We start from the raw sequence: 11905 nt of genomic DNA, 5'->3' as shown, positions 1-11905 counted from the left end.
CGCCTTGTGCAAACTGTGCTACTATGGTACCAATTGCTTCAACGTGAGAGGATGTTGCCGACGTGGGCCTGCTACAACTGAATTGGATTTCCGTCGTTTCCGGTTTGGCGGCTGTCCTGGTTGCCGTCTTCATTCGGCTGCATTGGCCATTCCGCTTTCAATACATGGGGGCGCTGTTCAAGCGGCCGGAGCGAATCATGCGGCTGCTGGAAGCTTCTTATCGGCGAAACGGCTCGCGCATGGTCGCCATCCTGGACAAATCCAGCCGGGAAATCATGTCGGGCAACTATGACGGCGCCGAGCATTTTATCGCCAAAGGGTTGACCCTTTGCAAACATACGCCATCGCTTTTCAATCAAGCGATGGCACAATACTTGTTCTGCAATTTGTCGGCCATTTATTATTTTCGCGGCAACTATGCGGAAGCGCTCGATCTTGCTGTACGCGTCTACGAGCGCGACCCTTCCTCCATCAACGCGCTGACCGTCATCGTCTGCTCGCAAGCCCGGCTTGGGGATTTGCAGGGAGCAGTTGAGGCGTATGGCCTGCTCAAGAAGAAGGCACGCAGCGAAGTCCACCTCTTTTGCCAAGCCGAGATTGAGGCTTGCAAAGGGAATTTTTCCACCGCTCTCGCCCATCTTCACCGCTTGACGTGCCTGCGCTACTTTTACACCATGCACGTCGGCCGTGTCGAACTGGAGAAACGGCGCGAAGAATGGTCAAAAGCAGCGAGTCATACCGGCTGACCTCCCTGTGCGGTCACATAAAACAGCCCCAGCTACGAACGCGCTGGGGCTGTTTTTGTGCCTTATGCAAGAAAGCTGGCAAACCGCTCATCATACTTGGATGGGGTAAACTCGATCAATTCATACGCGGCAATTTCGTGCTTTTGGAAGGGGTCATCCTGCAAAATACGCAGTACCTCTTCCCGCGAAGTGCTGTTGACCAAAATGACGCCGCCGACCCGCGGATTGCGCCGTCCGGAGAAGATGAATTTTTTCGCCGCATACTGCGCGTCCAGAAAGCAGATATGCTCCTCCAAATGCTTCTCGACTTCCTCAATCGGTTTTTGATACGTAAGCACAACGAAAAACATGGCAAACTCTCCTCTTCCCTAGCGCCGTTTCAGCGCAAATACAAACAGCATCAGCCAGCCGTACAAAAAGCTCACGCCACCAAGCGGCGTGATCGCGCCGAGGACTTTGATCCCGGTGACAGCCAGCACGTACAAGCTGCCTGAAAACAGGATAATCCCGATGAACAGCGCCCAGCCTGCCTGTACAAGCTGCTTGCTTGTGCCGAATTTTTCCGCAAGAATCGCGATCAGCAAAATGCCGAGCGCATGCATCATATGATAATGGACGCCGGTTTCAAAAACCGCCATCATCTCAGCCGACAGATGCGGCTTGAGCACATGCGCGCCAAAAGCGCCGAGGGCCACCGCCAAAAAGGCGCAGATGCTACCAATCATAATGAAACGTCGGAACATGAAGGAATGCTCCCCTTTCCTGCTAGCGTGATCGATAACGAATCTCTTCCATTTAACTGTACAATAGCTGCCCGCCTGCCATCAAAAAAAGAAGTGAACGAACGATGACATTTTTCAAAAAACACCGCTGCCAACAGCAAACACCCCCGCCACTCCGACGGGGGCCGCTTGCGCCGCGTGATCATTGCAAAGCGTTTTTATTCATCACTTCATTGATGAGAATGACCCCGTGCGACAGCGTGGTACCTCCCCCGTAGGCGCCGGCGACCGCCACCGTCTCCGCCAGCTGCTGGTGGCTGACACCTTCCCTGCGCAACGCCTCAAGATGATAAACGATGCAATGCTCATTGCCGGCGAACAGCGATATTCCAAGAGCGATCAAATGCTTTTCCTTTGTGCTGAGGTCCCCGGGAGCGAAGCATTTCGTTGTAAACAGGTTATAGGCGTCCATGACACCCGGCATGACTTGTCCAAACGCGCGCAATCCATCCAAATATTGTGCGGCTAATTCATGCGTAGCCATCTGATCCTCCTTGCAATTCCTGCGTTTCCTCTATCTTCCCACGAAATCCCGCCCTTCATGCAGCGCCAAAACGCGGGTTTGGGGCAATACTAGCTATGAGTGAAAGGAGGCGTGTGGATGATTCGTTTGGGCTATGCATGTATCAGTATGGCGACTCCCAACAACCCTAACAAAAAGACGACCATCGCCCAGTTGAACAAGCTGGATCAAGCGGGCCAGCTGAAAAAATTGCGGCAAATCCTGCAGACCAATTTTTTCAACCTGATGGATCTTCTTGAATATAATGCAAAGCATCAAATCTTTCTATACCGCCTGCCCTCCGAGTTTGTGCCGTTCGCTACCCATGACATTGCAAAAGAATGGGACTGGGCCAAGGAATTCGTCTGGGACTTTGAAAAGGCGGGCGATTATATCCGAAAAACAGGCATGCGCCTTACCTCGCACCCCGGGCATTACAGCATCCTTAATACACCCAAGCCCAATGTGCTGGAAGCCACGATCAAAGATTTTGATTACCATGCCAAAGTGTTTGACCTGATGGGGCTTGACCACAATTCGGTGCTGGTTACGCATGTCGGTGGCTTATACGATGACAAGGAAACGTCGCTGGAGCGGTTCGCCGCCCATTTTGACTTGCTTCCTGACCATGTGAAAGCGCGCCTGGTCGTGGAGAACGACGACACCTCCTTCACCATGGTCGATGTGCTCGGGTTATGTGAGAAGCTCGGCATTCCGATGGTGCTCGACGTCCACCACCATCACTGTGTAAACAACGGGGAAAACTGGGTGGATTATCTTCCGCGAGTCATCAAGACGTGGGGGGAGCGCACGCCGAAATTGCATTTTTCCTCGCCCAAATCGGACAGCGAGTTCCGCAGCCATGCGGATGAGATCGTGTTGGAAGATTTTGAGCGGTTTGCGGCGGCTCTCGCCGATTATGACATCGATGTCATGCTGGAATGCAAAAAGAAAGACGAAGCGCTGCTGAATTTGCGCAAAAAATGGGCCGATGCGTCGGTTCGTCCGTAAACGATTGACACATCGGCGCTGGGCACGCCCTTTAAGATGAGGACGATCCGCTGCATCGCCCACCGCAACCGCAGCCGCAAGAGCTTTCCGCCATTGTGCTGGTGCTGCCGAAGCAAGAGCTTGATTCCATCATGTGGTGATGGTGATGCATGTGCGGTCCGCACAATCCGTGATAGTGCTGCATGCGGCTTTTGTGGAACATGTAATGGCGGTAATATTTGCGATACCGCTTGCGATTGCCGTAATGCTGGTCACACTTATGTCTGTAGTAACGCATGCGCTCCATATGGAACTGGAATTTGAAAATATAGATCTGTATGGATTCATGTTTCGGCGCTGGCTGCGGAATCGGCAACGGCATTGGCATTGGACGTTCTTTTGGTTTTACGAATACCGGCGGCCGCGGATGTTCTTTTTTCGGCATCATGGGCCGGTTCGGTGACGGCATCATGGGCGATGGTCGGTTCGGCGACGGCATCATGGGCGACGGCCGGTTCGGCGACGGCATTATGGGCGATGGCATCATGGGTGACGGCCGGTTCGGTGATGGCATCATGGGTGATGGCATGACATGCGGATGTCTTCTTTCCTTTTCCAAGTACACTCACGTCCTCTCTTTCGTTACAAGACACAGTACATGGTATGACATTCACCCGCCAAGAGAGACGACGCTTGCCTAGATTGGGCCTGTGAAAGGCGCCCGATTTTTAGGTACCTGTCTAAATTCGCAAGCAGCGTCACATTGTCGTTGACTCCGGGCCAAAAACAGCTACAATAAAGTTGAATACCATTTCAGCTGTTGAAGCGGAGTGTACACATATGAGCGGATTCGGATGCAAGCGGCATGTAAGCGGTGCCATGATAACGATAAAAGGATACGGTGCAAGGGGCTAGGAAAATTTTCCTGGCCCCTTTCCTTTTGCGCTCTTTGCTATGCTAAAGGAGGAAACGATATGGAAAAAACAGCAATGATGCAAACTGTATTTTTAAACGGTGAGCAATTGACCATCGAGCAAGTGACAGAGGTAGCGCGGAACGTGGGCGCAACCATCGACTTGACGGAAGAAGCACGCGAGCGCGTGAAAGTGTCTCGCAGCATGGTCGAAAAGATGGTGGAGGAGCAGCGGGTCGTGTATGGCATCACAACCGGCTTCGGGAAGTTTTCCGATGTCGTGATTTCCAAAGAAGATGTCAGCGATTTGCAGGAAAATTTGATTATCAGCCATGCGTGCGGCATGGGTCAACCTTATCCGCAGGAAGTTGTCCGCGCCATGATGGTGCTGCGTATCAATGCGCTGTCCAAAGGCTTTTCCGGCATTCGTCCCGAGACGCTTGAGCTTCTGCTCGCGATGGTCAACAAAGGTGTGCATCCGATCATTCCGCAGCAAGGCTCGCTCGGCGCAAGCGGCGATTTGGCACCGCTTGCCCACATGGTTCTGGTTATGCTGGGCAGAGGCGAGGCAGAATACAAAGGACAGCGTCTCCCCGGCAAGGACGCGCTGCAAGCAGCAGGTCTTTCCCCGATTCGCCTGCAGGCGAAGGAAGGCTTGGCGCTGATCAACGGGACACAGGCGATGACCGCGCTGTTGTGCCTCGCCCTCTATGATGCCCGCATCGCGATGGAAAGCGCCGAGGTCATTGCCGCGATGACCGTCGAGGCGCTGCGCGGAATCCCGAAAGCATTCGATCCGCAGCTGCACGCCGTGCGTCCGCATCCGGGCCAGCAGGAGTCAGCCCGCATCCTGCTTTCCCATCTTGAAGGCAGCGAACGCACGACCGCACAAGGCCAGCTGCGCGTGCAAGATCCGTACAGCCTGCGCTGCCTGCCGCAAGTGCATGGTGCTACGCGCGACACGCTCAACTATGTGTGGCAAACGGTCAGCCGTGAATGCAACAGCGTCACCGACAATCCGATCCTGTTTCCGGAAACGGGCGATGTGATTTCCGGCGGCAATTTCCACGGCCAGCCGATGGCGTTGGTCGCAGACTTTCTCGCAATTGCGATGGCGGAGCTGGCCAACATTTCCGAGCGGCGCACCGAACGGCTGGTGAATCCGCAGCTGAGCGGGCTGCCTGCTTTCCTGACGCCAAATGGCGGCCTGCATTCCGGCTTTATGATCACCCAGTATGTGGCGGCTTCGATTGTCTCGGAGAACAAAGTGCTCTGCCACCCGGCATCCGTCGACTCGATTCCATCGTCCGCCAACCAGGAAGACCATGTCAGCATGGGCACAACCGCTGCCCGCAAGCTGCGCTCGGTGATCGACAACGTGTGCAAGGTGCTTGGCATCGAGTATTTGGCAGCCGCACAAGCGATCGATTTCGGCACAGGCGCATTGGGCAAAGGAACGGCAAAAGCGTATGAGAAGCTGCGCCAAGTCATCCCTCGCCTGGTGGAGGACCGTGAAATGCATCTCGACATGGCGAAAGCGGAGCAGCTGATCAAAGATGGCGTTTTGGTGAGATAGTTGTGGCACGGAATGCTTTGCGTTACAATAAGATTCGTTTCAAGGTCGCATTTAACGCAAATGAAGGATGGGAGTTACCTATGCAAGCCAAACCGATGAGCGCTTCACGAACATACATGACAGACATTGTGCTTCCTCCTGATACCAATTTTCACGGCACGATTTTCGGCGGCAAAGTGATGGCCTACATCGACAAGGTGGCCAGCGTGACGGCGATGCGGCACGCCCGCGCGATGGTGGTCACCGCTTCGACAGACAGCCTTGATTTCCTCAAACCGATCCGGGTCGGGCAGGCGATCTGCCTGGAGGCCTATGTGACGTGGACGCATAAGACATCCATGGAAGTGTTCGTACAGGTGGAAGCGGAAGATTTAACGACAGGGGAGCGCCATTTGACCGGCACGTCTTACCTGACCTTTGTCGCGGTCGATGATAATGGCAAAGCGATCCCGGTACCGCCGGTGTATCCGGAAACCGAGGAAGAGAAGTTCCATTTCAACAGCGCTCATGACCGTTACCGGATTCGCAAGGAACGCCGCGAGCACCGGCAAAATTTCCAGGAATTTTATGAAGCGCAGCAAGGCGAACCCGTATCTTGATGCTCCTTTGAGCGGAACATACGGCTTGGTACAAGAGGCGGTCCGTTGTGCGGAACCGCCTCTTGTTGCGTTTTGAAAACCTGGCTGCCCTACTACTGGAAAAAACGACCGCCTCCCTTACATCGGGATGCGGTCGTCTTCTTCCATTTTCATTTGTTCGACAAGCGTCCGGATCGCGTGTACAACCTCTGCTCCGAATGCATGGTGGATGATGAATTCGTTCCATTCGTATGCCGGCCGGTAGCCTTCCGGCGAAAACAGCGAATGATCGAGATGTTTGGCGAGCTTGCGCCGATCCAGGCTTGCACAGTAAAACTGTTCCAAATAATCAAAGCCCCAGCGTGAAAAATGCGCTGTCTCCTCCGTCAGAGCCGTGATCAAGACGGTATCGCCCATCTCGATCAGCTCCAGCGGATAAAGCATGCAGCTGAATGGCTTCAGCTGGTACACCTCTTTACCCTCGTGTTCCGCAAAAGCATGGATCGCGCAGCAGTTGCGCCCGTTGATTTCTTTAAAAAACACGCAGTTGCCATGCTGGCTGCGCAGCGAGCCGACCGTATTGAACGTGTCCCAGATGCCGTGCCGCACGACGCTTTCTTTCGCCTGCTGCGGGAAATACCGCTCCACGATCTCGCCTGCTGCCGCATCGAGAATCGGCTTTTGCCAGTCAGCGACCGCATACGGCTGTCCATTTTCACAGCAAGTCTCGCGATGCGCCTTTCTGCATTGCCAGCAGTCCAAGTGAAACGGGCGCATCAGTGCCGGCATATCGAGCAAAAACCGCCCATAGACGTACAGATTCGCTTTCTGCCGCTTTACGTACCGGTCGCATTGGTACGCTTCCTTGCCCGACATCGGGTCGGTCGTTCCGTAATAGCGGTATGATTCCAGTTTGCTCATTTCTGCAGCACGAGTTCCGCTTCCGTTCCGTAAAGGGACAGGCGTCCGTCCGCAAAAGAACCGAGATCTTCCTCGACGCCAGGCAGTTCCATCAAAAGCTCCAGCTCTTCGCCCGCTTCGTTTTCCAGCGCAAGCAGCAAGTCTTTTTCTTCAAACTCGTTGTCGGACAACGATACTTTTACCAGGCGCGCCGCAAAGGTGCTCTCCTCTTCGTCTTCTCCGTCGGTATCCCATTGGGTGAAGATGAACTGTGCTTGCACTCCCACGAATTCGCTCTCCAAAATGCGGAGTAGCTCCGCATGCGTCTGAATGTCCACGAATAATCCTCCTATTTGACCGCGGTCAAACTGATGTATTTTTCTCCACCGGCTGTCTGTGCCCGATCGATCGTCCGGAATCCGGCTTGGCGGTACATGCTGTCCAGCTCTTCCACGCTATAGCGGCGGAAGTATAGCGAGTCGAGCGTATAGTCGCCTTCCCCTTGTAAAAACGAGGCGAAAAACACGCCGGACGGCTTTAGTATGCGCACAACCTCGGACAATGTTTTGCCCAAATCTTCCGGCGTGACATAAAACAGCGTCCCATTCGCCCATACGCCGTCAAAACTGTTGTCTTCAAACGGCAGCTCGCGGAAATCGCCCTGCCAAAACGGCACGCCCTCGACGGACCGCTTCGCTTCTGCCAGCATCGCCTCGCTGATGTCAAGCCCTTGCACATCCAGGCGATGGCGCTTGAGCCGCAGGGAATCATGGCCGACCCCGCAGCCCAAATCGAGCACTTTGCCGCCTGCAAGCAGCATTTGGAAGGCAGGAAGCTCCTGTAACGTAATTTTTATCAAATCATCCACGTCTGTCGCCGCGCTTCCCAGCCGGTCAAACGTTTCCTTGTTTTTCGCAACATAATCGTCCATCATTGTCGTTCCCCCTATCGCGTTGCACTTGCCGCCGACTTTTCGCTCAAAAGTCCAAGTGCGCGGCGTCCTTTTCTTACTATATCAATCAACCGGGGATTTTGACAAACGATTATGCAAAAACGAGAGCGCTTCGGCGTGTCCTGCAGACGTAAACCGGCGATTTTCGACATATAGGTTAGGGAGCAGGCACAAAAGGGAGGCGAATTCCCCATGGGCACCGGCATCTACGAGTACGGCATGGTCTTGTTGACCGGCCTTTTGAGCGCGCCCCACTGCATGGGGATGTGCGGCGGCATGATGTCCGCCTGGACGCTCCAGGCAAAAAAAGAACAGGTGCTTCCCGCCATCCTGGCGTATAATGCCGGGCGGATTTGCACCTATATCCTGATCGGCGGCTTTATGGGCTTCATCGGCTCCTTCGTCTCGGCAGCCGGTCAACTGGTCGGCATCCAGGGTGTCGCGAATCTGTTGGGCGGCTCGTTCATCCTGCTGTGGGTGTTCCGCAAATACGCGCTTCCTTTTGCAGCATGGAGCCCGACCCGATTGGCCCCTGTCCAACGCTTCATCACAGCGCATCAGCAAAAAGCAGGCCTGCTCCCCGTCTTTCTGGGCGGCCTGCTGTTTGGTTTCATTCCATGCGGACTTACCTATACGATGCACATGAAGGCCGCGACGACCGGCAGTGCCATGCAAGGCGCGCTCACCTTGCTCAGCTTCGGCATGGGCACGCTGCCCGCACTGCTCGTCATCGGGCTGTTTGCCATCGGCCTTGGCAAAGCGGTTCGCCGACGCGTCCTGTTCGTCGCCAATGGGCTTGCGGTCGCATTCGGCTTGCTCGCCATTTTGCGCGGGATGGTCTTCAACGGCTGGATTCCTGGCATCAGCCCGTGGCTGTGGTAGCAGCCCGGCCGTTGGCTTTTTATCGCACCGCCTCGAAGGGAAACGCTACCTGTTTTTCGCCTTGGTCGCCTGCGATTGTGATATGGGCGATCCATGGCCCCGCCATCGTCGGAATGACCGTCGCCTCGTAGCGCCCTTCCCCCTTGGCCTCTGCCGCAACAGCCTCCTCCCCATGCTCCATTCCGTCCATCCCCAGCTTTACCGAGACCGTTGCATTCCCCCATGCTTGCTGCTGTTCCGCGGTCAGCGCCAGCACCAATTTGTTTTCCTTCAAGCTTACCGCTGGCGCCGGCGTGATCGAAATAGCGAACTCCTTGTTTGGTTGCGCTACTGATGATGCCGGATCTGCTTGTTTCGATGCCGCACATCCGGTCGCAATCAGCAGCAGCAGCATGAAAACCGCAGCAAAAGCGCGATGCAGCATGCGACGCTCCCTCCTCTTCTTTTGCTTAAACGTATTCCTGTCAGGCGGTGTACATTCTATTTCCGCCAAAAAACGCATACACATCCTTTGTGGACACGCTTGCGTATGCGAGGGGGAACAAGATGAAATATCCGACGACAACCTTTCAAATAAAAGGAATGACTTGCGCGGCTTGCGCAAACCGGATCGAAAAAGTGGTGGGCCGCGCAGAAGGTGTGCTCGACGTGCAGGTCAATCTCACGATGGAGCGGGGAAAAGTGACTTACGATCCGGCCAAAATCGACCACAGCCGGATCGCAGAAAAAGTGAATCAGCTGGGGTTCACAGCAGTGATGCAGCGCGAGAATTCGGAAACGCCGCCTGATTCAGGAAGCGAGATTCGCAGGTTAGCGCTAAAAAGCATCACAGCGCTCGTGCTGTCCGTCCCGTTGCTTTGGGCGATGGCGGCACACATCCCGTTTTTATCGTTCGTCTATGTGCCCGCCCTTTTTCTCGATCCGCTGTTTCAGCTGCTCGTTACCTTTCCGATCCAGTTTCTCATCGGCTTCTCGTTTTACCGTGGGGCATGGAACTCGCTGCGGCACCGCTCGGCGAACATGGATGTGCTTGTCGTGCTCAGCACCTCCGCCGCTTTTTTTTACAGCCATTACTTGACGTTTCAATCGTGGCCGGATCGTTCGCTGCACAATCCGCCGCTCTATTATGAATCCAGCGCGCTGATTATCACATTCCTTTGCATCGGCAAGCTTTTGGAAGCCGTTTCCAAAAACAAAACACTGCGGACGCTGGAGCAGCTGTATGAGCTGCAATCAAAGGAAGCAAAGGTCATCCGCCAAGAGCAAACCGTCATCATCCCGATCGAGGGGCTGGTGCGCGGCGATCTCGTGCTCGTTGGGCCTGGAGAGACGATACCTGCGGACGGTGAAATCGTAAGCGGCGCTTCGGTCGTCGACGAATCGGCTTTTACCGGCGAAAGCATTCCTGTCGCAAAGCAGGCGGGCGACCGGGTGATCGGCGCGACCCGCAATATCAGCGGCCCGCTCACCCTCAAAGTGACCAAGATCGGCAGCGAAACCGCGCTCGCCCAAATCATCGCCATCGTCGAGGAGGCGCAGGCGACAAAAGCGCCGATCCAGCGTATCGCGGACGAGCTGACGGAAGTCTTTGTCCCGATCATCGTCACGATCGCCGCCATTACGTTTTTCGCCTGGTACGTCCTGTTCAATCCTGGCGCTCTGGGGACGGCGCTGGAAAAAGCGATCGCCGTCCTGATCGTGGCTTGCCCTTGTGCGCTCGGCCTCGCCACCCCTACCTCTATCCTGGTCGGATCAGGCGTTGCTGCCCGTGAAGGGGTGCTGTTCAAACAGGGAAAAGACTTGGAGCTTTTGCACAAAGCGGATGTGATCGCTTTTGATAAAACCGGAACCATCACCAAAGGGGAGCCGCACGTCTCCGATGTGTGGGTTTTGGTCGGTCAGCAGCAATCGTTTTGGCGCATGCTCGGCAGCGTCGAGCAGCAATCCGAGCATCCGATCGCCCAGACTTTGCTGCGTACGGCTGTACAACAAGCCGGTCCACTCCCCCAGGCTTGCAACCAACGGGAAATCCCGGGCTTTGGGGTCGAAGCGGTCGTGGAAGGAAAGCGCGTGCTTGCGGGCTCGTCCCGCTTTTTGCAGCAGCACGGGATCGATCTGTCGCGGGCCGAGCATATGCTCTCCCATGCGGAGTTGCAAGGCAAAAATGTCGTCATGATGGCAGTCAACGGCACGCTGGCGGGGCTTGTCGCGGTGACGGACACAATCAAGCCAAGCTCGCGCAAAGCGATCATGCGCCTGCATAAAATGGGCAAGGAATTGACGATGATCACAGGCGACAACGAGCGTGCCGCCCAAGCGGTCGCACGCCATGTAGGCATTTCCCGCGTGCATGCCGAGGTGCTGCCGGAGGAAAAAGCACGGATTTTGCGTGCGTACCAGCAAAAAGGCAAGCTCGTCGCAATGGTCGGCGACGGCACGAACGATGCCCCTGCCCTGTCGGTGGCCGATATCGGCGTGGCGGTCGGGACCGGGACAAACGTCGCCATTTCCACCGCCGATGTGGTCATCATGCGCAAAGATTTGGACGGTTTGGTGACTGCCCTGCTGCTCAGCCAGGCCACGATGCGCAATATCAAGCAAAACCTGTTTTGGGCGCTTGCGTACAACTGTATCGGAATTCCGTTGACGATGCTCGGCTTTTTGGCCCCGTGGGTGGCCGCAGCGGCGATGGCGATGAGTTCGATTACGGTGGTTTGGAATGCGTTGAGGTTGAGGAGGGTGAGGTTGTAAAGATTTTGGTTTGGTGGAGGCGAGGGGATTTTCGGAAAAACGTTGCGCGAAAGACTTGTCGATGCCAGCAAGGAGGTCGGGGAGAACGGCGGGAGCAAAAAAACGAAAACCGCGCCCCAAAGCCACACGCTGCGCGGCGGAAGCATCACAAGGAAGCAGATGTGGCGCGAAAGACGTTTTCGTTTTTTTGCCCCCGCCTGGCAGGCACCGCCAAAGCTTTCGCTCCACGTTTTTCCGAAAATCCCTGAGCTGCGGGAAAAAGACAAAATCTTTACAACTTAAAAAATGATAAATAAAAAAGAAAAAAGCCCATTGGTGAGGGACCGTAGTGGG

At 55.2% G+C, this 11905-nt stretch carries 15 protein-coding genes; 7 read left to right on the top strand and 8 right to left on the bottom strand.

The features are described from left to right. Positions 1-62: 62 nt before the first annotated feature. On the top strand, positions 63-746 hold the full coding sequence (locus tag ACTID9_RS11645) for a tetratricopeptide repeat protein (protein WP_441071407.1): 684 nt from the start codon (positions 63-65) through the stop codon (positions 744-746). Positions 747-808: 62 nt separating this feature from the next. Here the strand turns inward: ACTID9_RS11645 and ACTID9_RS11640 are convergent, their stop codons facing one another. The 3 genes from ACTID9_RS11640 to ACTID9_RS11630 all read right to left on the bottom strand — a co-directional run bounded on the left by ACTID9_RS11640 (position 809) and on the right by ACTID9_RS11630 (position 2012). Further along, positions 809-1096, bottom strand: coding sequence for a YciI family protein (locus ACTID9_RS11640; protein WP_441071406.1), 288 nt, complete (start codon positions 1094-1096; stop codon positions 809-811). Positions 1097-1114: 18 nt separating this feature from the next. Beyond that, complete coding sequence (locus tag ACTID9_RS11635; RefSeq protein ID WP_441071405.1) at positions 1115-1489, bottom strand: DUF423 domain-containing protein; 375 nt, start codon at positions 1487-1489, stop codon at positions 1115-1117. A 181-nt stretch (positions 1490-1670) separates the two neighbouring features. Beyond that, positions 1671-2012, bottom strand: coding sequence for a carboxymuconolactone decarboxylase family protein (locus ACTID9_RS11630; protein WP_441071404.1), 342 nt, complete (start codon positions 2010-2012; stop codon positions 1671-1673). 117 nt (positions 2013-2129) lie between these two features. Here ACTID9_RS11630 and uvsE point away from each other — a divergent pair, with 117 nt between their 5' ends. Continuing rightward, positions 2130-3041, top strand: coding sequence for a UV DNA damage repair endonuclease UvsE (gene uvsE, locus ACTID9_RS11625; protein WP_441071403.1), 912 nt, complete (start codon positions 2130-2132; stop codon positions 3039-3041). A 323-nt stretch (positions 3042-3364) separates the two neighbouring features. Here uvsE and ACTID9_RS11620 read toward each other — a convergent pair whose 3' ends face one another. Then, positions 3365-3649 carry a hypothetical protein gene (locus tag ACTID9_RS11620; protein ID WP_441071402.1) on the bottom strand — a complete coding sequence of 95 codons (285 nt, stop codon included), beginning with the start codon at positions 3647-3649 and terminating at the stop codon, positions 3365-3367. Positions 3650-3994: 345 nt separating this feature from the next. Between ACTID9_RS11620 and hutH the strand changes: the two genes are divergently transcribed. Both hutH and ACTID9_RS11610 read left to right on the top strand, forming a co-directional pair. Next, entirely contained in the window at positions 3995-5509 is a 1515-nt protein-coding gene (hutH, locus tag ACTID9_RS11615) for a histidine ammonia-lyase (protein ID WP_441071401.1), read from the top strand. An 80-nt stretch (positions 5510-5589) separates the two neighbouring features. Next, entirely contained in the window at positions 5590-6108 is a 519-nt protein-coding gene (locus ACTID9_RS11610) for an acyl-CoA thioesterase (protein WP_441071400.1), read from the top strand. Positions 6109-6225: 117 nt separating this feature from the next. Here ACTID9_RS11610 and ACTID9_RS11605 read toward each other — a convergent pair whose 3' ends face one another. The 3 genes from ACTID9_RS11605 to ACTID9_RS11595 are packed head-to-tail and all read right to left on the bottom strand — an operon-like array spanning position 6226 to position 7921. Further along, complete coding sequence (locus ACTID9_RS11605; RefSeq protein WP_441071399.1) at positions 6226-7008, bottom strand: DUF3109 family protein; 783 nt, start codon at positions 7006-7008, stop codon at positions 6226-6228. Then, the gene (locus ACTID9_RS11600; protein WP_441071398.1) at positions 7005-7325 is read right to left on the bottom strand and encodes a hypothetical protein; all 321 of its coding nucleotides are present in this window, start codon (positions 7323-7325) and stop codon (positions 7005-7007) included. The genes ACTID9_RS11605 and ACTID9_RS11600 overlap by 4 nt, the downstream gene beginning before the upstream one ends. Positions 7326-7336: 11 nt before the next feature. Continuing rightward, on the bottom strand, positions 7337-7921 hold the full coding sequence (locus tag ACTID9_RS11595) for a methyltransferase domain-containing protein (protein ID WP_441071397.1): 585 nt from the start codon (positions 7919-7921) through the stop codon (positions 7337-7339). Between the two features lie 210 nt (positions 7922-8131). On the opposite strand from ACTID9_RS11595, the gene ACTID9_RS11590 reads away from it, so the two are divergent. Continuing rightward, positions 8132-8821, top strand: a complete 690-nt coding sequence (locus ACTID9_RS11590) for a sulfite exporter TauE/SafE family protein (protein WP_441071396.1) — start codon at positions 8132-8134, stop codon at positions 8819-8821. Between the two features lie 19 nt (positions 8822-8840). Here ACTID9_RS11590 and ACTID9_RS11585 read toward each other — a convergent pair whose 3' ends face one another. Beyond that, positions 8841-9245: a FixH family protein gene (locus tag ACTID9_RS11585; protein WP_441071395.1), complete on the bottom strand. Its 405-nt coding sequence runs from the start codon at positions 9243-9245 to the stop codon at positions 8841-8843. A 122-nt stretch (positions 9246-9367) separates the two neighbouring features. On the opposite strand from ACTID9_RS11585, the gene ACTID9_RS11580 reads away from it, so the two are divergent. Further along, positions 9368-11572: a heavy metal translocating P-type ATPase gene (locus tag ACTID9_RS11580; protein ID WP_441071394.1), complete on the top strand. Its 2205-nt coding sequence runs from the start codon at positions 9368-9370 to the stop codon at positions 11570-11572. A 42-nt stretch (positions 11573-11614) separates the two neighbouring features. After that, on the top strand, positions 11615-11854 hold the full coding sequence (locus ACTID9_RS11575; RefSeq protein WP_441071393.1) for a hypothetical protein: 240 nt from the start codon (positions 11615-11617) through the stop codon (positions 11852-11854). Positions 11855-11905: the final 51 nt, after the last annotated feature.

The sequence above is a fragment of the Brevibacillus fluminis genome, assembly GCF_052072235.1.
In the GTDB taxonomy this organism is placed as follows: domain Bacteria; phylum Bacillota; class Bacilli; order Brevibacillales; family Brevibacillaceae; genus Brevibacillus_D; species Brevibacillus_D fluminis_A.
Note: the sequence above shows the minus strand (reverse complement) of the source record. Positions and strands in the feature narration are given on the sequence as shown.

What these genes read in the sequence shown, in the direction of transcription:
- ACTID9_RS11595 (WP_441071397.1), bottom strand. Translation starts at nt 7,921, where the DNA reads ATGATGGACGATTATGTTGCGAAAAACAAGGAAACGTTTGACCGGCTG.
- ACTID9_RS11580 (WP_441071394.1), top strand. Translation starts at nt 9,368, where the DNA reads ATGAAATATCCGACGACAACCTTTCAAATAAAAGGAATGACTTGCGCG.
- ACTID9_RS11635 (WP_441071405.1), bottom strand. Translation starts at nt 1,489, where the DNA reads ATGTTCCGACGTTTCATTATGATTGGTAGCATCTGCGCCTTTTTGGCG.
- ACTID9_RS11590 (WP_441071396.1), top strand. Translation starts at nt 8,132, where the DNA reads ATGGGCACCGGCATCTACGAGTACGGCATGGTCTTGTTGACCGGCCTT.
- hutH (WP_441071401.1), top strand. Translation starts at nt 3,995, where the DNA reads ATGGAAAAAACAGCAATGATGCAAACTGTATTTTTAAACGGTGAGCAA.
- ACTID9_RS11585 (WP_441071395.1), bottom strand. Translation starts at nt 9,245, where the DNA reads ATGCTGCATCGCGCTTTTGCTGCGGTTTTCATGCTGCTGCTGCTGATT.
- ACTID9_RS11610 (WP_441071400.1), top strand. Translation starts at nt 5,590, where the DNA reads ATGCAAGCCAAACCGATGAGCGCTTCACGAACATACATGACAGACATT.
- ACTID9_RS11605 (WP_441071399.1), bottom strand. Translation starts at nt 7,008, where the DNA reads ATGAGCAAACTGGAATCATACCGCTATTACGGAACGACCGACCCGATG.
- ACTID9_RS11640 (WP_441071406.1), bottom strand. Translation starts at nt 1,096, where the DNA reads ATGTTTTTCGTTGTGCTTACGTATCAAAAACCGATTGAGGAAGTCGAG.
- ACTID9_RS11630 (WP_441071404.1), bottom strand. Translation starts at nt 2,012, where the DNA reads ATGGCTACGCATGAATTAGCCGCACAATATTTGGATGGATTGCGCGCG.
- uvsE (WP_441071403.1), top strand. Translation starts at nt 2,130, where the DNA reads ATGATTCGTTTGGGCTATGCATGTATCAGTATGGCGACTCCCAACAAC.